Source organism: Novosphingobium sp. SG754, assembly GCF_013149315.1.
In the GTDB taxonomy this organism is placed as follows: domain Bacteria; phylum Pseudomonadota; class Alphaproteobacteria; order Sphingomonadales; family Sphingomonadaceae; genus Novosphingobium; species Novosphingobium capsulatum.
Window position 1 is genome coordinate 744,636 of the sequence record NZ_JABGCC010000001.1, and the last position, 17,864, is coordinate 762,499.

The following is a 17,864-nucleotide window of genomic DNA, read 5'->3' on the forward strand; positions in this document are numbered from 1 at the left end:
CGATCCGTCGTCGTTCCCATTATGTTCCTTGCATTATGGAGTCGCCAACACCCTTTGATTCGGAAGCTCCGCTTGGGAGCCGTCGTGCCATCATCCGGCGAAACCCGGACGATGCCAGCGAAATCGAAATGGTGGAGGCGACGTGGGGTTCCGATCCCCGGTTCAGCGCCGGGGTCACCTATCGCTTTGCGCGCTCGGAGGGGCAGAGCTTTCCAAGCCATCGCTGCCTGATCCCGGCGAGCGAATTCCACATTACAGTCGGCGATAAGCGCTATCGGGTGACGCTCGACGGGAGCAACCACTTCTATCTCGCCGGCATCTGGGAACCGGCGATGGCCAACTGGCCGCTCAGCTATCGCGTCATCACAGTTGCGGCCAATCCCGAGGTCGCGCGCTATCAGGAGCGCCACGGTGCGATCATTCAGCGGCGCCAGGTGATGCAGTGGCTGGACGCCCAGGTGTCCGTGAGCGAACTGCTCGAGACGCCACCTGCGCGGACCTTTATCGTCGAGGAAATCGGTTCGGATGCGCGGCGACCAGTCCAGCAGGCGCTCACGCTCTGAGGAGTTCGACTGCAATCGCCATGTCTCGTTACCCGGTTTTCAGCACGATTGCGGTGCTCCTTCCCTGCTGCCTATGGGCGGCTCCGGCGTACGCCGACCCGTGCAAAGGCGCGCTTCCGGCGAGGAACACCAGCTTCGAAGGCGTCGTCCGCTACGTCGGCGACGGTGATGGTCTGTGCGTCGGTCCCGCCGGTCGGCCCGATCGCTGGATCGAGGTTCGTCTCGCCGATTTCTATGCGCCCGAACTGCACGATCGCGGCGGGCTCGAAGCGAAGCGCCGGCTCGAGCGGCTCGTACTCGGTCAGCCAATCCAATGTCGCGCCGGGCGGCGCAGCTACGATCGCGTGATCGGCTCTTGCACGCTACGGGGGCGGCCGCTGGGCGTCTTGCTGCGCGCGCAAGGTGGCGTCGAAGGCGGCCGTGCGTGGAAGCCGTGAACGCTATGCTCGACCTGTTCGGCGAAGTCGCGTTGCCCGGCCTGGCCACGGCCGAGGCGTTCGTCACACCGGCCGAAGAGACAGCACTGATCGCCCATATCGACGACATCGGTCTCAGCCCCTTCAAGTTCCAACAGTGGACAGGCAAACGGCTGACTCGCTCCTTCGGCTGGAGCTACGACTTCGAGACGGGGCGGTTTGCGCCCGCCGATCCGATCCCCTCGTGGCTCGAGCCGATCAGGCAACGCGCCGCGCGCTTCGCCGGACTCGGCCCGGCGGACCTCGTCCAGGCGCTCGTGATCCGGTACGATACCGGCGCCGGCATCGGCTGGCACAAGGATCGGCCAGTATTCGAGCACGTCGTCGGCATTTCGCTCGGCACCCCCGCGACGATGCGCTTCCGACGGCGCATCGGTGGCAAGTTCGAACGCGCCACGGCTCCTCTCACGCCACGGGCCATCTATCATCTGAGTGACGAGGCACGGCACGCTTGGGAACACAGCATCGCGGAAATGGAAGCCACGCGTTGGTCGCTCACGTTCAGGTCGCTTGCTCGCCGTGGCTAGGCGCTAATGCCACTGACTTTCGGGAGGGCCGCGCATGAAATCCGCGCGTCGCCGAAAGGGCGGGCCGTCGTTGAATTTGAAGGCCAAATTCCTATCTAACTATATGAAAACGCGTGCGTGCGAGAGGACAAAATGGCCAATGGTTGGGCGCCCGATGGCGCCGTGCAGGATCAGGTCGACGATACCGTGAAGGACGCGGTATTGCGCGCGCGCGTCATGATGCCGGCAGGCGAAGGCAGCGACGAATGCGACGATTGCGGCGAAGAAATTCCCGCCGCGCGCCGCGCGGCCCTTCCCGGGACCCGGACCTGCGTTGTGTGCCAGTCGAAGCGCGACGCGAGCATTCGCCAAGTCGGGATCAATCGCCGCGGCAGCAAGGATAGCCAGCTGCGCTGACCGGCTTGGGTCGCTGCTACGCCCATCGCTCGGTCAAAGGCCCGGTACTGCCACGTAATGGGTCCGCGTCGGGGACCGGCAGCTTGGCCATCCGCTGACGCGCCGCGTCGCTTGGGGCCTCGCGGCAAATGTCCCAATTCTGCCCCAGCGGATAGGCGCCGACCACCAGGAAGTCGTCGCTCGCCTCGATGCTGCGGTGTCCCGTTCCGGTAGGCAGAACGAGGGCATCGCCCGCCTCGACCTGAAGCTCGCGGCCGTCCGGACCGCCGATCGTCAGCGTCGCTGTGCCCGCCGCGACCCCGAGCGCCTCATGCGCGGTCGAATGATAATGGTGATAATCGAAGATCCCGTCCCGCCATTGCGGCGGCCAGCCATTGGCCTTGAACGCTGCTTCGAACGCCTTGGCCGTTTCGTCGCAACTCCCGACATCGACCGCGCCGCGGTGGAGCAGCACCGGCAACTTTGGATTGTTCGGCACCCAGCCATGCTCAGGAAGGACAAAGCTCTCGACCTTCATGATCATCCCTCCGTCTCTGGGGTCGCTGTAGTCGCCGGCTTGCGCCGACGTTTCGGCTTGTCGGCCAGCTCGACCCAGACCGGCGCATGGTCGCTGGTCTTCTCCCACCCACGAACGTGGCGATCGATCTGCGCATCGACGAGCCGGTCGGCGAGCACCGGGCTCAGCAGCAGATGGTCGATCCGTAGACCCGCGTTGCGTGCATAGGCATTCCGGAAATAGTCGAAGAAGGTGTAGATGACCTCGCCCGGATGGATCGTCCGCAGCGCGTCGGTCCAGCCCTGGTCGAGCAGGCGGAAATAGGCCGCCCTGACCTCCGGTGCGAACAGCGCATCGTCGAGCCAGCGCTCGGGCTTATAGACGTCAAGGTCGGTCGGCATGACGTTGAAGTCGCCGGCGAGTATCACCGGGGCCCCTGACGCCAGTAGGCCAGCGGCATGCTCGATAAGGCGCTCGAACCATTTCAATTTGTAATCGAACTTGGGGCCGGGACGCGGATTCCCGTTGGGCAGGTAGAGACCACCGATCAGGATGCCGTTGACGGCCGCCTCGATATAGCGGCTGTGACTGTCGTCCGGATCACCGGGCAGCCCTCGACGGGTCTCGTGGATTTCGCCGACGCGGCTCAATATCGCTACACCGTTCCAGCTCTTTTGGCCGTGCCAGATCGCATCATAGCCGATGTCCCGGATCGCCTTTTCCGGGAATTTCTCCTGCGGAGCCTTCAATTCCTGCAGGCAGACGATGTCCGGCTGATCTTCCTCCAGCCAGCGTAGCAACACCGGCAGGCGGCCGTTGACGCCATTCACGTTATAAGTGGCGACCTTCATAGATCGGGGAGGACCTGATCGGCTCGGCCCCAACCGGCGAGCGCCTTGGAGCCGGCGCGCTTCACCAGCTCTGCGGCGTCGCCGACATGCCAGTGCGCCGGCGTGTCGATCGTCTCCATCTCTTTCCAGGTGATCGGCGCGGCGACCGGTGCGCCGGATCGAGCGCGAGCGCTGTACGGCATCACCGCAGTCGCTCCCCGCTGGTTGCGGAGATAGTCGACGAAGATCCGGCCCTTGCGTTGCGCCTTGGGCAGCGCGGCCGTGAAATTCTCCGGGTCGCTTTGCGCCACTGCTTGCGCCAGACGGTGCGCGAAATCCTTTACCTCCGGCCATTCGGCCTTCGGCACGAGTGGCGCGATCACGTGGATGCCCTTACCGCCGGTGACCATCGGAAAGGTCTCCAAGCCGATCTGCTGCAATATCTCTCGGAAGTGGAAGGCAGCCTTCCGCACCGCCTCGAAATCGAGCCCCTCGTCCGGGTCGAGATCGAACACCAGGCGATCCGCTTTCTCAACGTCCTCGATCCGGGCGCCCCAGCCATGAAACTCGATCGAGCCCATCTGTACACAGGTCAGCAGCCCGTCGGCCGTATCAATGTAGAGATAGGGCTCCTCGTGGCCGTCCTTCTCCGTAATGCCGACGTGCTTGACCGTTTCGCCGAAGCTTCCGGCGTCATGCTTCTGGAAGAAGCATTTCTTCGCGCGGCCCTGCGGGCACCGCACCAGGCTGATCGGCCGCGAGCCCACCCATGGCAGCATGATCGGGGCAACCGCGGCATAATGGTCGGCGAGCTGGCCCTTGGTGATCCCGGAATCCGGATCGATGATCCGGTCCCGATTGCTGATCTTGACCTTGCTCACCGCTGGCGCCGCGATCTCGGCCACCGGTGCTTCGGTTTCGAGCACCACGGCTTCGGGCATCTTGTCTTCGCGAAGGCCGAGATAGCTCGGATGGCGCAGCGTGCCCTCGTTGGTCATCTCGGTATAGGCGATCTCAGCAACGAGCCTTGGTTTCAGCCAATGAGCACCGCGAACCTCGGCGCGCGGCGCCTTGACGGTCGGAGCAGCCTGTTCGAGCGGCTGCATGATCTCCATCAGCCGGAACAGCTCCTCGGTGTTGAAGCCGGTGCCGACCTTGCCTGCGTAGCGGAGCTCGCCTTTGTCGTGGACCCCGAGGATGAGCGATCGAAATGAGCGCGACTTGTCCGAGGGCGTCCAGCCGACGATGACGAATTCTTGGCGCTTGATGCACTTGGTCTTCACCCAGCCGCCAGAGCGCGAGCCGACATATTTGGCGCTGGCGAGCTTCGAAATCACGCCTTCGAGGCCAGCGTCGCAAAATTGGTGCAGCAGCTTCTCGCCATTGCCGACGATGTGCTCCGAGTAGCGGATGCAGGGATCGTTATCGGGCAATATCTCGCGCAGCTTGGCCTTACGTTCCGACAACGGCAGGCCCGTCAGATCCTCCCCGTTCAGTTCGAGCAGATCGAACGCATAATAATCGATCGTGGCAGGCGCGCCCTTGAGCGCGCCCTGCAGCGCTTGGAAGCTCGATCGCCCGTCGCCGTCGAGCACCACCGCTTCGCCATCGAGCAATGCGGAACCCACATCGAGCTTCGCTGCCGCCTGCACGATCGCGTCGAACTTATCGGACCAGTCAAGGCCCGACCGCGTATAGGCGCGTGCCTGACCGCCCCCGACTGCAACCAGCAGGCGGTAGCCGTCATATTTCATCTCGTGCAGCCAGCGCGACCCTGTCGGAACCGTATCGACAAGCGTGGCCAGCTGTACGGCGCGGAAGGGTGGCGGCTTCATTGCAGACGCAGCGGCGCCGCGCGCTGGCTTCTTGTCTGCGCGCGATGCGGTCGTGACGGTGGCGGCGCGCGCCACAGGATCAAATGCCCTGTCTCATTTCCCATAGACTCCCGTCGACGGGGAGTCGTTCCCCCGCGCCGCTACTGGATTGGGCAGTCACTTGGCCGTGAGGCTTATTTCAGCTTCGCGGCGGCTGCGTTGAGCTTTTCCCGATCGTTGCCGATCTTCTTGATCAGCCCTTCGGCCTGATCCTTGCTGATCCCGTGCTTGCGCGCGAAATAATTCACTTCATAGCCTTCGCCGCCAGCAACCTGACGCCGATCGGCCGCACCTCTCTTTGATTTGTTGTCCGCCATTTCAGCTCTCCTCGATGGGAGTAGAATCCGCAGCGAATCGTCAAGTTCCCATGACCGTCACAAGCACGCGTATCCAGGAGTCGATGGCGCGAGGGAGGCGACGCAGGCGAACGGGGGTCGCGAAGCGCTTCATGGCGCGCCGTAAGCCATCGCTATCGCTGGATCGGCATCCGCACCGCGATCGATCGTATTCGGGTTACGGCGTTGCTGAACGCGGTGGTGTCAGCGTTCCTATAGCGTCGCTGGCGAAAGCAGCTTGCCGCTGCGGGGCACCGACGGGGAGCCCGGGGTTCGAGGGCTGTTTGCTGATTTGCCAGCCATCGTCACCATCGCGGCTGCTGATCCGCGAGCAATCGCTGCTCAGCGGACGATGCGAGTTGAGAGGCCGTTTTCCGTGACAAACATCTTCAGCGGTCGCGCTAACTTGCTGCTAATCTCGTGTCCGACGTATCGTTGCCCGAGCGAACAACAGTAGCGTCGGACATCCCACACCAACCCAGCCGGCGATCATCCCGATAGCGCCGCCAGCGAACAAAGCCGCCAAGAGGCCGCAGAGTGTGACAATGCCGATCGCCAAGGGCCATCGCCATGTAGCCCAGCCGCCCCAGGTCATGCGGCCCTCCGGCGGGGGCGAACCAGGAGTTGGATGCCAGTGATGAGGACGACGATCGTGGCGACATCCAGCGCCGCCCACAGCAACTTCAACGGCAGGCCGCCATAGTCGCCGAAGTGCAGCGGGCGAGAAACCTCCAGCGCGCGGAGATACCAGGGAAGCTGCCTCTTCTCCACCACACGGCCGGTAGCAGCCTCCACCAGCACCGGCGTCTCCAGCCGCGAAGTGAGCGTCGTGGAGCCTTTGAACCAGACGATATAGTGATGCGGGCTCCCGAAGCGGGAATAAGGGAAAGCGAGGCTTTCCGGCTGCATGTTTGGCAGAGCGCGCTGAGCTGCTGCGACCGCCGCCCCGGCGCTCACGACGTGCGGCGGTACCGGTTTGTCTTGCCATGGGCGGACCATCGCCGCGAGCTGGTCGGCCTGCCACAACTGGAACAGCGGCCGCGCCAGGGTGTTCGCAATGCCGGTGATGCCGACCACCAAAGTCCAGGCGAGAACGACCACGCCGACGAAGTTGTGCGTGTCCAGGCGCGTCGTCCGCTTTGCACCTTGGCGCCGGATCGTCGCAAACGGCAGATTGCGCATGAAGGGTGCATACAAGACGACGCCGGAGATCAGCGCCAGGACGAACAGCAGACCCATCAGGCAGAGCAATAGCGAGCCGGGAAGACCCAGGATCAAGTCTTCGTGGATCGCGTGAATGACATCCGTCACTCGGGTCCCCAGTTTGCGCTCCGCCAGCACCGCGCCATCCCTGAGGTCGATCACCGTGCCGTGGAATTCACCGGGAGCGGCCAAGGCCCGAGGCGCGGACCACAAGATCAGGCGGTGCGCGTCGTCCGGCAGCCACGTCAGCGACATCGGCACCGCGCCCGGTCGTTTGACGATGGCCTTCGCTAGGGCCTCGTCAAGCGGCGCCTCTTCATCAGATACCGGTGGAGTCTGTCGCGTGATCGGCGTGAGCGCCGCGTCAATCTCGTCAGCGAAGATCAACGGCAAGCCAGTGACGCACAGCACAAGCAGGAAGGCCGTGCAGACGATGCTCGACCATTTGTGAATCCAGCGCCATCGGCGCAGCTGCGTGGAGGTCATGCGCAGCTACCAGGCGTAGCGGATGTTGGCGATGATCTGGCGACGCAGGCCGTAATAGCAACCGAGATTGCCGCACGATGAGACATAGGTCTTGTCGAGTAGGTTGGTCGCGTTGAGCTGGACCGACCAGTGGGCGAGCCGCGGCGAAAGATGTACCAGGTCATAACCGATCACCGCATCGAGCAGGACGTTATCGCCGACCTGATAGCTGTTCGCGAAATTGCCGTAGGATTTGCCGATGTAACGGACGCCGCCGCCGATCGTCAGCCCGGCAAGCGCGCTGCCAGTAGGGGTGTAGTCTGCCCAGAAGGTCGCGGTGTTCTTGGCATTGCCGGGCGGGACCTTGCCCTTGAGCCCCGTTGCGGCCGGCGCATCCGACACCTTGATGTCCAAATGCCCGTAGGTGGCACGCAGATCGAGACCCTTCATCGGCGTCAGATGGCCATCGAGCTCGATCCCTTTCGCTTCATATTCGCCTAGCTGTGCTGTAGCGCCGGCGTGCGCCGGATCGGCGGTGGTGACGTTGCTCTGCGTCAGTTTGTAGACCGACGCCGTCACGAACCCCGGGAAATTGACCGGCTGATATTTGAGGCCGGCTTCATACTGCTTGCCGCGCGTTGGCCTGAATAGCGCGCCGTCGAAAGCCGCACCCAATACCGGTTGGAACGAGGTCGAGTAGCTGACATACGGCGCGAGCCCGAAGTCGAACAGGTAGATCAACCCCGCTCGGCCGGTGAAGGCGCGCTGATCAAGGACGGTGACCTTACCGGTGAGGCGGTTCTGATCAGATATCGAGACCCAGTCCTCGCGGCCACCCAGCACGAGATTCAGTCCGCCCAGCGAAAGCTGGTCCTGCGCATAGATCCCCGTCTGGTCCTGCTTCTGCAGGCCGTTCTGGAAGATCGGCGCCGCAGGAATCGGCTTGCCATAGATCGGGTCGAGCCAATCGAGCGTCGGCGCCGCCTTGAAGCCGTAATAAGCCTGGTGGTCCCAATTGCTGTGCTGATAATCCAGGCCGACAAGCAGCTTGTGCCTGATCGGCCCGGTGTCGAAATCACCCTGCATCTGATTGTCGATCGCGAGCGTGTTCAGCTTTTCGATCGCCTGATAAGGCGAGCGCTGCAGCGTGTGTCCATCCGCCGCGAGAGCCTCGAACAGGACCGTGCGGTAGTCGGTCGAGATGTGCATGTAGCGGAAGTTCGACCGAAATTGCCACACATCGCTCAGCCGGTGCGAGAAGCTGTAGCCGATCGACTCCTGGGTCCGGTGCAGCCGGTCATAATCGGGCTCGCCGCCGTAGAAGGATGTCGGGATCTTGCCGAAAGGGCTGGACTGGCCGGAGCCCGGCGAGGGGATCTGATTATAGAAGCCGCCATCGGGTTCGCGCTGGTAATTGGCGAGGATGGTGAACTCGGTGGCGCTGTCGGGACGCCAGCTTATCGCCGGCGCGATGAACCATTTGCGGTACCTAGTGTGATCGATCTGCGTGTCCGTGTCGCGCACCAGTCCCGTGAGACGATAGCTGAGCTGCCCGTCGCTGGTCAGCGGCCCGGTGATGTCGGCAGCGCCTTGCAACCGGTTCCAGTTTCCCGTCTGGAACATGACCTCACCACCTGGTGTCGTGGAGGGGCGCCGGCTGGTGAGCGCAACAAGCCCTCCCGGTGACGACTGACCGTATAGGACCGAGGAAGGCCCTTTGAGGACGTCGATCCGGTCCAGGGCGGAGGGGTCGAATTGTGGAGCTGCCCAGGTGCCGGACTGTAAGCGCAGGCCATCGAGATATTCCTGCGGCACGAAGCCGCGGATCGTGAACTGATTTGCTTCGATGCGATTGTCAGCGCCGCCGAGCTCGGTCTGCACGCCGGGGACGTAACGCAGGGCTTGCGTTACGGTCTGGATATTCTGCAGCTGAATCTGCGACCGGTCGATCACGGAAATCATCTGCGGCGTCAGGATCAGCGGCGTGTCAGTCTTCGTCGCTGTGCGATCGACCGTACGTTGACCCGTCACGATGATCGATCCGTCGTCGACGGCTTGCTGGTCAGCCTGGGCGCGGGCGGGCGTGGCCTGGACAATCCCGAGAGCTGCAGCCGACAGAGCAAAAACGTACGCGGAATTCACGAGCGCCCCTTCCTGTAATGCGACGCATTCGCATTAACATAAACAAAGAATGCTGCAAGCTGCGCTATCGGCAGCGCAATCCGAGCCCCCGCGGCGGACCCTCGATGTCCTGCAATTAGCTATTTCCCGCTTGGCGGCTTTGAGTTGTCGCACGAGGCACCGCGTGTGCCGAAGAGGACAGGCTGGAATGACGGCACCTGTTTAGTAATTTACGAGCTATGTCCGACGCCCCCGAAACCACCGAATCGGATGAACTCTTTGAAATCGCGAGGCGGCTCGCTCGCGGCCGTTCCTATGAGCAGGTGATCGAAGTGGTGCGCTCTGCGGCCAGAAGCATCATCGGCGCGCAAGGGATTACGTTTGTCCGATGCGAAGGGGACGAGTGCGCATATATCGCTGAAGATGCGATCGAACCTTTGTGGGAGGGACAGAGGTTCAAGCTGTCGCAATGCGTCTCCGGCTGGGTGATCGAGAACGGGGAAGCCGCCGTCATCCCGGACAACTATGCGGACGATCGGGTGCCGCAGGCCTTGGGTATCGGCCCGGTCCTTAATGGACGAACGCAGATTTTTTCTCGGAGGAGGGCGCCCTTGGCCTCTCCAATGTGTCTCGGCCTCGGGAATTGACGGACCTCCTCCCAAGGCAAAGCGCGGGTATGTGCATCCTGTCGTCAGCTTCCGGGTGGTGGTCGATGAGGCAGTGCGCCTAACTCCCACGGCGCGGAACCCTGCCTCCCAATCACGGGGGGTCGCCATGGCGACAGAGTGCGTATGACCGCGGCGGTAGCCACGGTTAGGTATCCATCCTTCCCGGTGACACCGGACGGGATCGGCAACCGAAAGCGTCCGACTAGATCTCGCTCCGACCATCGACCGTTGCTTGCGCCTTGGCAGGTCTGCCGCGCAAAGGGCTTCATGCTCGGGAATCTCTCCGAACCGCTGCACGTCGCCGAACTCGCCCGCATGTGCCGGCTGTCCCCGGCCTATTTCGTCCGAGCGTTCGCGAATACGGTCGGGGTGGCCCCCTATGCATGGTTCCTAGGAAGACGCGTCGCCAGAGCGCAATTTCTGCTCGCGAACAGTGAATTGCCGTTGGCCCAGATCGCCCTTGATTGCGGCTTCTCCGATCAGGCCCATTTCACCAATGCCTTTGGCAAGGCGGTCGGAACCACGCCCGCGCGATGGCGGAAGCACGCTGAGCGATCCTAGCACGATCCGAACAAGTCGTCTTGGAAGCAAGGTCCTTTGCTGGGCAGATGACATTTGGGCCTAGCGCGAACGCGCCCGCTAGTTCGGCCGGACCTTCGAGGTGAAGGTGAAATATAAGGACTTTCAGAATGTCATACGTAGTCGCACACGGCCTTCTATCTCACCTCGCCACAAGCCCTCCGCGACGCCAGTTCCTCGCTGATCCGCCCGGTCCTCCTACTGAGAAGGCGATTCGTCGTGTGGGTATGACCGTGACAATTTTCGGCCGGTCGGGAGAGCGCGATGCCGAAGCGATGCCGAAGCGCTGCCCTTGTTTGATTAGGTTTCCCGATCTGAACTCGATCAATACGGATTTACGCTGATATTGCGCGCCTAACTTGCGATGCAGCTTGCCGACGATACGAACAGCGACACCCGAAAGGCTCTGATCAGTTCACTGGAGATAGCACGAGCTACGGCTCAGATGTTTATTCGCAGCGATAAGCTGTCAGATCCGCAGCCTTGACATGCAGAGACTCGATCTTGCCGAACTCCTGCACGAGAAAGTCAATGGTAGCGCGCACGCGGGCCGCAATCAGAGCGCGGTGCGGATAAAGCAGGACCATTTCTCTTGAGGCGGAGCGCAGCCGGTTCCCCAAGAGGATCCGCAGCCGTCCCTCGCGGATGAGGGGCCAGGCATAATGCAGGCCGACTTGCGCAATCCCCAAGCCATCGGCCGCGGCGATCATCGCCGCTTCCGGATCGGAAAATGTCAAAGCTGCAGGGTGGGGCAGAAACGCCTCGCCCCCGCCATCCTCAATGTCCCAACTTGACGTGCGCCCGCCCAGAAATCGCACCGCGATCAGGCGATGGTCCGCCAGATCTGGCAGGTGTCTGGGTATGCCATGCGCCGCGAGGTAGGCCGGGGAAGCGACGAGAACCATCTGCATCGTATGGATCTTGCGCGCGACCAGAGCGGAATCCTCGATCATCCCGCCGCGGAGAGCTAAATCAAAACCGTTCCCGACGATGTCGACCTGATGATCGTCGAATTCAATCTCAGGGGTAATGCCGGGATAAAGCGCGATCAGCCGAGGCAGCAGCGGCAACAGGAAATGCCGTCCAAAGCCGTTGCTGGTCGAAATTCTCACCTTTCCGACGGGCTGGGTGCGCTGGTTGGTTACCACGTCCACGGCAGCGTCGAGCGCATCGATCGCCTCACGGGCCTTGAGAAGGAAAAGCTTGCCTTCCTCGGTCAGCTGCAGGGAACGCGTGGTCCGGTTGATCAGCCGAACGCCCAGTGCAGCTTCAAGACCGCTGATGTTCTTGCCGACTGCAGCGGGCGATACACCAAGATGCCGAGCCGCCGCCGCGAAGGAGCCGCGATCCGCCGCCTGCACGAACGACAGCATGGCGCGCACATGTTGGGTGGAATCCATAGGACCATTGCATACCTCAGGTTGTGAGTCATGCAACGATTGAAGATATTATCACCATACTGTCTGCCTGCCACGGTGAGGGTCCTCACACTGCAAAGGACCTCACATGTTATCTGCCCAACAACAGCAACGCATCCTCCTGCTCGGCGCAACCAAAGGTATTGGCTTCGCGCTGGCGCGCCAGCTTGGCAGCGGGAGCAACCGTATCACCCTCACTGGCCGCAGCCAGAGCAGCGTTGATGAGGCTCTGTCTCACTTGAATGCCGGCAATCCCGGCGCCGACGTCGACGGTTTTGTCCTTGATCTCAAAGAGCACGAAGCCGCGCGCCAAGCCCTTGGTGCGGCCGGACCTGTCGATCATCTGGTCCTATGTGGTAGCTCGGACGCGGCTTGGGGGCCCTTTGAGACGCTGACGGCGAAAGTGCTTGAGGACGCGCTGAGCATGAAGCTGGTCGGCTATCTCAATGCTGTGCAAGGCGTGCTGCCCAATCTTGCGGTCTCGGGCTCGATCACCTTCATCGGCGGTACCGCTGCTCGCGCCTCCCTCTCGGGCTCGGTCGGGATTGCGGCGGTCAATGCCGGGTTGGAAGGCGCCATGCGTAGCCTCGCCCGTGAATTGGCGCCGCGTAGGGTCAACGTAGTGTCGCCCGGTATGACCAGCACGGAATTCTGGGACAAAATGGGCGACAGGAAGGCGGAGTATTTCGCATCATTCGCCGCACAGTTGCCGCTGCGCCGCGTCGGGCAGCCGGAGGAGAGCGCCGAGGCCATCGCCTTTGTCATCGCCAACAGCTATGTGACTGGCTCTGTGATAGATGTGGATGGTGGTTGGCACCTTGGCTGACCCGATGGTCGTACAGGCATAGATTGACCGAAAAAGGGGCAACCGGTTAGCGATTATCCTTTTTCGGGACTGAGCGAGCCCGTGTCGCGAGATTGCCACTCGAATACGTCTGGACGAATGATCTGCCGCCCCTGCCTGGGTGAGACTGCTTAAAGCGCAGTAGATCGCATCGCAGCCACCAATGTCCGAAGAGCGCTGCGGGCATTGTTGTCGGTGGTGTTGACGTACAGCACCACGTCTCTGCTGGGCAGGGGCGGTAGGCCAAGCGAGGGCCCAATGTCGATCGTGCCAACAGGTGCCACCCGGCGCGAGAGTGCAGCCACCGCCAGACCTGCCGAGACGGCTGCGCCAATCGTTGCAACGCCACCACCAACAAAGACTTCCGTCCAGGCGATCCCGCGAGCATCCAGAAGTGCGGTCGCAGTGGTGCGGACGCTGCAGGTTTCCGACTGCGCCGCGAGACGGAGCGGATCGCCAGGTCGGTGCTCGAAGTCCGGGGCCGCCATCCAGCCGAAGGTCTCCTCGAGAATGGTCTCGCCGTCCCGACGGTCTTCGTTCCGAAGCACTAGGGCGGCATCGAGGACGCCGCTATCGAACTGATCCAGGACATCGCGTGAGGTAGCAACCTGGAGTTCCAGAACGACCTGTGGTTCGACGCGCCCCAGTCGCTTGAGAAGAGCCGGCAGCTCCGCACCGACTACATGGTGACTGATACCGACGATCAGACGCCGCTGCTCGACGGTGAAGGAGTTGATGGCCCTCTGATGCGCCTCGAGCAGGGCGCGGGCGGGTTCGAGAAAGGCTCCGCCGTCAGCTGAAAGGCGCACCAGCCGTGGCGTACGTTCGAAAAGCCGGCGGCCGAGCTGGGTCTCGAGCTTCTTGATCTTGATGCTGACGACGGATTGCGTCGTCTCCATCACTTCCGCCGCGCGGGTGAAGCTCTTGAGGTCCGCGACGAGCAGGAACGCCTGAACGGCGTCGGTATCCAGCGGCCTCATCTGCATTCATTGTCAAACGCAATCATTGAAATAGCCATACATGCGGTTTTGGAATGATCAAGCGGTTGGTACGGTCGCTAAGGTATCAATGAGGAGATCCGACCATGCCACTCGTCCATGTTTCCCTGCGGCACGGGAAACCTGCCCCCTACCGCAAGGCCATATTGAACGGCATCTACGAAGCGCTCCGGCGAACGTTTGACGTTCCCGAGGATGATCGTTTCCTCGCGTTGAGCGAGCACTCGCCCGACGATTTTGTATACGGTGCTCATTACCTTGGCGTAGCCCGAAGCGACGACTTGCTGCTGGTTCAGATCACGGTGACGAACAAACGAACAATCGAACAGAAAAAAGCGCTTTACCGCCAGATCGTTGCCAATCTCGCGGATGATCCCGGCGTGCGGCCAGAGGATGTTTTTATCAACCTTGTCGAGGTCAAGGCGGAGAACTGGTCACTGGGCAATGGCCTGGCCCAGTATGCTGATCCAATCTCGTAGTGCGGCGGGAATTGTGCAGCTATCTTGCAACGGGTGAAACCGCCGACGATAGGCTGCTAGGCTTCGGGCCCGCCTTCGCCCAAACGCGTGACACATGAACTCGACAGATCAGGGCGCGCGGGCCCGCGCGCCCTGTTCCATGGAGATATGGCTGCAGAACCTCCCGCAGCAAGACTCCGCTACGCCGGTGCGATTGGCTATTCCCGACAGCAGGAGCGACAGAAGACCTCCGAGCATCAGGAGGGCAACGTTGCATCCCAATGCTACGCTGAAAGCTTGGGAATGGGACGCAAGTCCGTGACTGTTGCTGAGGATGGAGAAGAAAACACTGCTTACAATCGCAACTCCGAGCGCAGCCCCGATCTGGAACATAATGCCCGATGCCAGTCCGGCGTGCCGCTGATCAATACTGCCGGGCACAGTCGCGATGGACCTACACTGCGACGCTCGAGAACTGTTGACGATAGGCCGTCGGGCTCGTGCCTATCCTCGCGCGGAAGTGGTGCCGTAAGGTCTCCGCGGAGCCGAAGCCGCTGCCCTGGGCGACTAATTCTATCGAAATGCCGGTCGTCTCCAGGAGCGACCTGGCTCGTTCAAGTCTGAGGCCGAGCAGCCATTCCCCTGGCGTCGTGCCCGTCGTGTCGTGGAACCGACGAAGAAAAGTTCGTCGGCTCATGCGGGTTTCGGCAGCCAGCGCGTCGATATTGATATTGGCGTCGATCCGGCTTCGCAGCGTATCGAGTAGCGGCGCCAGAGCGGCGTTCTCACGGACAGGCAACGGCTGATGGACGAACTGGGCCTGGCCGCCCTGCCTGTGTGGTGGGACCACCATTCTCTGGGCGACGCGATTGGCCGCGGTCGGCCCGAAGTCCCGCCGGATCAGGTGCAGGCAGACATCCAGCCCGGCCGCGCAGCCAGCCGATGTCAGAACATCAACCTCATCGACATACAGGACGGAGGGCTCGACATGGATGGCGGGGTAGCTGGCGGAAAAGAACTCGGCATGTTGCCAGTGGGTGGTCGCGCGACGGCCGTCCAGCAAGCCGGCGGCGGCTAACACAAAGCTGCCGGTGCAGATTGACACAAAGCGGCAGCCGCGCTGCTGGGCGCTTTTCAAAGCCTTCACAAGCGTGGCCGGAACTGGCTCGCTTACGGCGCGCCAGCCAGGAACAAGGATCGTCTCGGCTTTGTCCAGAAGTTCAAGCCCTCCATCGAGCGCCAGCTGCAAGCCGCCGCTCGAACGAAGAGGCGCGGCGTCTGCGGACGCGACGGCCACATCGTACCACCGGTCCTCCCAGCCCGACGGCGGCGTCCCGAATGTCTCGAGGGCTGTGCTGAATTCAAAGAGGCAAAGCCCATCGTAGGCCAGGATCACGAGCGAAGGTCTGGAGGCGCGAGATGACTTTGGCATGATCTTAACGATACATGTCATCGGTGCCGATGGCCAGTGAGGTAAGCCCGCGCAACAAGGCCGCCTCCTCTTGCGCGCTGGACAATCACGATGTGCGAACTTCATGAACGCAAGGCCGCGTTGGGCCATCGCTGCTCAGTTACCATTGGGGATGCCGCGTGATCGCGGTCGCCATGCTGACGGGCCTGCTCGCCGCGCTGGGCTGGGGGGCTGCTGACTACCTGGCGGGCGGTACCGCCAAATTGGTCGGCATTCGAAGGACCGCACTGTTTACGCAGTCGGTGGGATGGCTGGCCGTCTCGCTTCTTCTTCTGGCGATGCCGCCACTGCGGGAAAAGGCTCTCGTAGCATCTAATTCGGGGTGGCTGCACGGTGTGCTGGCGGTGGCGTTCAATCTCGCAGGCTCGGTATCTTTGCTCCGGGCCTTTTCACTCGGCCGCGCTTCGCTCGTCGCGCCGCTGATCACCAGCTACGCCGCTGTGACCGCCTTCCTCGGTGTGGCGATTAGTGGCGATCGGCTGAGCGGGTTTCGCCTGGCCGGGATCCTCGTTTGCCTGATCGGAGCGCCTCTCGCGGCAGTTGCTCCAAAACATCAGGATGCGCGCGGAGACGCGGGGGTCGGTTACGCGCTTCTGACCGCGTTCTGCTTTGGCGTCGGCTTCTGGGTGCAGGGCAAGTTCGCTGTTCCCGCGATCGGGGCGACACCTATGCTATGGCTATTCTTCAGCATCGGGATATTGGCGCTTGCGCCGACGCTTTTGTTGCGCCGGGATGCGATGTTGCCCAGTCGAGACGCGCTGCCGCTTCTCGTGCTTCAAAGCGTGTGCAATCTCGTGGGCTATGGGACCTTCGCGATCGGCATGGCGACTGGAGCAGTCACGATCGTCACCGTCTTGAGCACTTTCGCTGCGGCAATAACCGCGGTTTTTGGCCTCGCCCTCCGACGCGAGAGGCTGTCTCATGCGCAAGCCATCGGCGTGTCCGCAATTCTGATCGGCGCGGTTCTTCTGGCCGTCTAGGTCTTAAACGCAGCACGCGGGCTGCTCCTCCTCAAGCTGGTGAAGATCAGCGGCGTGGGCTCTCTAGAGCCCGCGCTCAGGATGAAAACGAGTGGCCGGTTAGTGCTGACAGCTTTCGCGATTATTCGGGGAAGTTGGTCGTCGCCCGGTGTCATAACGGAATGGAAGAGACCGGATGGCTCAGCTGCGCTCTACAGCTCTTCGTACGACCGGAGCTAGGTCTCATCCCACCGTCGCAGCAGCGCCTCATGCTCAACGGAAATGCGTGCAAAGGTAGTCCGCGAGCGCGCGCACTCTCGGAACCATGTCGGCTCGATTGGGAAAGGTCAGATTGAGCCTGGTCGGGTGAAGCGCTATTTGCGGCAACAGGAGTGCAGCGTGCCCGCTCGAAACTGCCTCCCGGCATAAGCCCTCCGGCAGCAGGGCGACGCCAAAGCCAGTCACCATCAGATCCCGGGCAATGCTGTGGCTGTCGACCTCAATAGAGGGGGGATGGAAGGGCGGCGCCCCCCAGGACATGCTTTTCCAGATAGGCGCGCAAAGTCGGCGGCGGTGAAATGAAATTTTGGACATCGCGAATTGTATCCGGCCGCGCATTCCTCTCCAGCCACGACGTGCCCGCATAAAAACCCCATTCGATATCGAGCAAGCGGCGTTCGATCGCGGTCTGGGCCGGCCTGGCGCCGACTCTGATCGCAATGTCGATGTTGTCCTGCACAAGGTCCAGCACCGCATTCGTAGAAATGATCTGGAAGCGGACCGACGGATGCGTCTCGCTAAAGCTGGTGATTGCGCTTGCCAGCAGGGCCGTTGGAAAATCCGCCGGAATGGTCAGTCGGATCAAACCGCTGAGGGTGTCATCCCTCGCTTGCACGTCATCAAAGACCTGGACCAGATCGTCAACCGCGCCCGATGCCCTTGCATACAGCCGCTGTCCCTCGTCCGTGAGGGCAAGAGACCGAGTCGAGCGTTTGAGCAATCGAACCCCTAACGCCTCTTCCAGCATTTTGACCTGAAGGCTGACCGTCGAGCGCGGCATCTGTGTGTGCCGCCCAGCCGCGGTAAACCCGCCTGCACGAACCACTTCGACAAAGGTCTGGATCAGATCGAGCTTCATCATTGTCCAGAATAGTAGATAGTGTTCGCAGATTTTGCCAGATAA

The 17,864-nt window shown here is 62.1% G+C and carries 20 protein-coding genes; 9 read left to right on the forward strand and 11 right to left on the reverse strand.

Annotation, left to right across the window (positions count from 1 at the left end; all coding sequences use genetic code 11):
* Positions 1–35 precede the first annotated feature (35 nt).
* The 4 genes from FHW97_RS03470 to FHW97_RS03485 all read left to right on the forward strand — a co-directional run bounded on the left by FHW97_RS03470 (position 36) and on the right by FHW97_RS03485 (position 1,962).
* The gene (locus tag FHW97_RS03470; RefSeq protein ID WP_253941533.1) at positions 36–563 is read left to right on the forward strand and encodes an SOS response-associated peptidase family protein; all 528 of its coding nucleotides are present in this window, start codon (positions 36–38) and stop codon (positions 561–563) included.
* Between the two features lie 20 nt (positions 564–583).
* Positions 584–1,000, forward strand: a complete 417-nt coding sequence (locus tag FHW97_RS03475; protein ID WP_171797980.1) for a thermonuclease family protein — start codon at positions 584–586, stop codon at positions 998–1,000.
* A complete protein-coding gene (locus tag FHW97_RS03480; protein WP_370525279.1) occupies positions 988–1,566 on the forward strand; it encodes an alpha-ketoglutarate-dependent dioxygenase AlkB in 579 nt (192 codons plus the stop codon). Before FHW97_RS03475 ends, FHW97_RS03480 begins: the two co-directional genes overlap by 13 nt.
* Positions 1,567–1,698: 132 nt before the next feature.
* On the forward strand, positions 1,699–1,962 hold the full coding sequence (locus FHW97_RS03485) for a DksA/TraR family C4-type zinc finger protein (RefSeq protein ID WP_171797981.1): 264 nt from the start codon (positions 1,699–1,701) through the stop codon (positions 1,960–1,962).
* 16 nt (positions 1,963–1,978) lie between these two features.
* Here the strand turns inward: FHW97_RS03485 and FHW97_RS03490 are convergent, their stop codons facing one another.
* From FHW97_RS03490 to FHW97_RS03515, 6 genes are all read right to left on the reverse strand, one after another.
* A complete protein-coding gene (locus FHW97_RS03490) occupies positions 1,979–2,479 on the reverse strand; it encodes a cupin domain-containing protein (RefSeq protein ID WP_171797983.1) in 501 nt (166 codons plus the stop codon).
* A gap of 2 nt (positions 2,480–2,481) precedes the next feature.
* Positions 2,482–3,309: an exodeoxyribonuclease III gene (xth, locus tag FHW97_RS03495; protein WP_171797984.1), complete on the reverse strand. Its 828-nt coding sequence runs from the start codon at positions 3,307–3,309 to the stop codon at positions 2,482–2,484.
* On the reverse strand, positions 3,306–5,198 hold the full coding sequence (gene ligD, locus FHW97_RS03500; RefSeq protein WP_370525278.1) for a DNA ligase D: 1,893 nt from the start codon (positions 5,196–5,198) through the stop codon (positions 3,306–3,308). Before ligD ends, xth begins: the two co-directional genes overlap by 4 nt.
* Positions 5,199–5,296: 98 nt before the next feature.
* On the reverse strand, positions 5,297–5,479 hold the full coding sequence (locus tag FHW97_RS03505; protein WP_171797985.1) for a DUF3606 domain-containing protein: 183 nt from the start codon (positions 5,477–5,479) through the stop codon (positions 5,297–5,299).
* 609 nt (positions 5,480–6,088) lie between these two features.
* The gene (locus FHW97_RS03510) at positions 6,089–7,186 is read right to left on the reverse strand and encodes a PepSY domain-containing protein (protein ID WP_171797986.1); all 1,098 of its coding nucleotides are present in this window, start codon (positions 7,184–7,186) and stop codon (positions 6,089–6,091) included.
* Positions 7,187–7,192: 6 nt separating this feature from the next.
* On the reverse strand, positions 7,193–9,307 hold the full coding sequence (locus tag FHW97_RS03515; protein WP_171797987.1) for a TonB-dependent siderophore receptor: 2,115 nt from the start codon (positions 9,305–9,307) through the stop codon (positions 7,193–7,195).
* A gap of 218 nt (positions 9,308–9,525) precedes the next feature.
* Between FHW97_RS03515 and FHW97_RS03520 the strand changes: the two genes are divergently transcribed.
* Together FHW97_RS03520 and FHW97_RS03525 are read left to right on the forward strand one after the other, a co-directional pair.
* Positions 9,526–9,933: a hypothetical protein gene (locus FHW97_RS03520; RefSeq protein WP_171797988.1), complete on the forward strand. Its 408-nt coding sequence runs from the start codon at positions 9,526–9,528 to the stop codon at positions 9,931–9,933.
* A gap of 288 nt (positions 9,934–10,221) precedes the next feature.
* Positions 10,222–10,515, forward strand: coding sequence for a helix-turn-helix domain-containing protein (locus tag FHW97_RS03525; RefSeq protein WP_216647609.1), 294 nt, complete (start codon positions 10,222–10,224; stop codon positions 10,513–10,515).
* Between the two features lie 467 nt (positions 10,516–10,982).
* On the opposite strand, the gene FHW97_RS03530 is transcribed toward FHW97_RS03525, so the two are convergent.
* Positions 10,983–11,933, reverse strand: a complete 951-nt coding sequence (locus FHW97_RS03530; protein ID WP_171797989.1) for a LysR family transcriptional regulator — start codon at positions 11,931–11,933, stop codon at positions 10,983–10,985.
* Between the two features lie 106 nt (positions 11,934–12,039).
* Between FHW97_RS03530 and FHW97_RS03535 the strand changes: the two genes are divergently transcribed.
* Positions 12,040–12,777: an SDR family oxidoreductase gene (locus FHW97_RS03535; protein ID WP_171797990.1), complete on the forward strand. Its 738-nt coding sequence runs from the start codon at positions 12,040–12,042 to the stop codon at positions 12,775–12,777.
* A gap of 149 nt (positions 12,778–12,926) precedes the next feature.
* On the opposite strand, the gene FHW97_RS03540 is transcribed toward FHW97_RS03535, so the two are convergent.
* The gene (locus FHW97_RS03540; protein ID WP_171797991.1) at positions 12,927–13,775 is read right to left on the reverse strand and encodes a LysR family transcriptional regulator; all 849 of its coding nucleotides are present in this window, start codon (positions 13,773–13,775) and stop codon (positions 12,927–12,929) included.
* 104 nt (positions 13,776–13,879) lie between these two features.
* Between FHW97_RS03540 and FHW97_RS03545 the strand changes: the two genes are divergently transcribed.
* The gene (locus FHW97_RS03545; protein ID WP_171797992.1) at positions 13,880–14,272 is read left to right on the forward strand and encodes a tautomerase family protein; all 393 of its coding nucleotides are present in this window, start codon (positions 13,880–13,882) and stop codon (positions 14,270–14,272) included.
* A 433-nt stretch (positions 14,273–14,705) separates the two neighbouring features.
* On the opposite strand, the gene ftrA is transcribed toward FHW97_RS03545, so the two are convergent.
* Complete coding sequence (gene ftrA / locus FHW97_RS03550) at positions 14,706–15,812, reverse strand: transcriptional regulator FtrA (RefSeq protein ID WP_370576713.1); 1,107 nt, start codon at positions 15,810–15,812, stop codon at positions 14,706–14,708.
* 29 nt (positions 15,813–15,841) lie between these two features.
* On the opposite strand from ftrA, the gene FHW97_RS03555 reads away from it, so the two are divergent.
* Positions 15,842–16,702, forward strand: a complete 861-nt coding sequence (locus tag FHW97_RS03555; protein ID WP_171797993.1) for a DMT family transporter — start codon at positions 15,842–15,844, stop codon at positions 16,700–16,702.
* Between the two features lie 252 nt (positions 16,703–16,954).
* Here the strand turns inward: FHW97_RS03555 and FHW97_RS22330 are convergent, their stop codons facing one another.
* Positions 16,955–17,299: a LysR substrate-binding domain-containing protein gene (locus FHW97_RS22330; RefSeq protein ID WP_370576714.1), complete on the reverse strand. Its 345-nt coding sequence runs from the start codon at positions 17,297–17,299 to the stop codon at positions 16,955–16,957.
* Positions 17,181–17,822 carry a LysR family transcriptional regulator gene (locus FHW97_RS03565; protein WP_171797995.1) on the reverse strand — a complete coding sequence of 214 codons (642 nt, stop codon included), beginning with the start codon at positions 17,820–17,822 and terminating at the stop codon, positions 17,181–17,183. Before FHW97_RS03565 ends, FHW97_RS22330 begins: the two co-directional genes overlap by 119 nt.
* Between the last annotated feature and the right edge of the window lie 42 nt (positions 17,823–17,864).

What these genes read in the sequence shown, in the direction of transcription:
- FHW97_RS03470 (WP_253941533.1), top strand. Translation starts at nt 36, where the DNA reads ATGGAGTCGCCAACACCCTTTGATTCGGAAGCTCCGCTTGGGAGCCGT.
- FHW97_RS03475 (WP_171797980.1), top strand. Translation starts at nt 584, where the DNA reads ATGTCTCGTTACCCGGTTTTCAGCACGATTGCGGTGCTCCTTCCCTGC.
- FHW97_RS03485 (WP_171797981.1), top strand. Translation starts at nt 1,699, where the DNA reads ATGGCCAATGGTTGGGCGCCCGATGGCGCCGTGCAGGATCAGGTCGAC.
- FHW97_RS03490 (WP_171797983.1), bottom strand. Translation starts at nt 2,479, where the DNA reads ATGAAGGTCGAGAGCTTTGTCCTTCCTGAGCATGGCTGGGTGCCGAAC.
- xth (WP_171797984.1), bottom strand. Translation starts at nt 3,309, where the DNA reads ATGAAGGTCGCCACTTATAACGTGAATGGCGTCAACGGCCGCCTGCCG.
- FHW97_RS03505 (WP_171797985.1), bottom strand. Translation starts at nt 5,479, where the DNA reads ATGGCGGACAACAAATCAAAGAGAGGTGCGGCCGATCGGCGTCAGGTT.
- FHW97_RS03510 (WP_171797986.1), bottom strand. Translation starts at nt 7,186, where the DNA reads ATGACCTCCACGCAGCTGCGCCGATGGCGCTGGATTCACAAATGGTCG.
- FHW97_RS03520 (WP_171797988.1), top strand. Translation starts at nt 9,526, where the DNA reads ATGTCCGACGCCCCCGAAACCACCGAATCGGATGAACTCTTTGAAATC.
- FHW97_RS03525 (WP_216647609.1), top strand. Translation starts at nt 10,222, where the DNA reads ATGCTCGGGAATCTCTCCGAACCGCTGCACGTCGCCGAACTCGCCCGC.
- FHW97_RS03530 (WP_171797989.1), bottom strand. Translation starts at nt 11,933, where the DNA reads ATGGATTCCACCCAACATGTGCGCGCCATGCTGTCGTTCGTGCAGGCG.
- FHW97_RS03535 (WP_171797990.1), top strand. Translation starts at nt 12,040, where the DNA reads ATGTTATCTGCCCAACAACAGCAACGCATCCTCCTGCTCGGCGCAACC.
- FHW97_RS03540 (WP_171797991.1), bottom strand. Translation starts at nt 13,775, where the DNA reads ATGAGGCCGCTGGATACCGACGCCGTTCAGGCGTTCCTGCTCGTCGCG.
- FHW97_RS03545 (WP_171797992.1), top strand. Translation starts at nt 13,880, where the DNA reads ATGCCACTCGTCCATGTTTCCCTGCGGCACGGGAAACCTGCCCCCTAC.
- ftrA (WP_370576713.1), bottom strand. Translation starts at nt 15,812, where the DNA reads ATGGCCCAACGCGGCCTTGCGTTCATGAAGTTCGCACATCGTGATTGT.
- FHW97_RS22330 (WP_370576714.1), bottom strand. Translation starts at nt 17,299, where the DNA reads ATGCGCGGCCGGATACAATTCGCGATGTCCAAAATTTCATTTCACCGC.
- FHW97_RS03565 (WP_171797995.1), bottom strand. Translation starts at nt 17,822, where the DNA reads ATGATGAAGCTCGATCTGATCCAGACCTTTGTCGAAGTGGTTCGTGCA.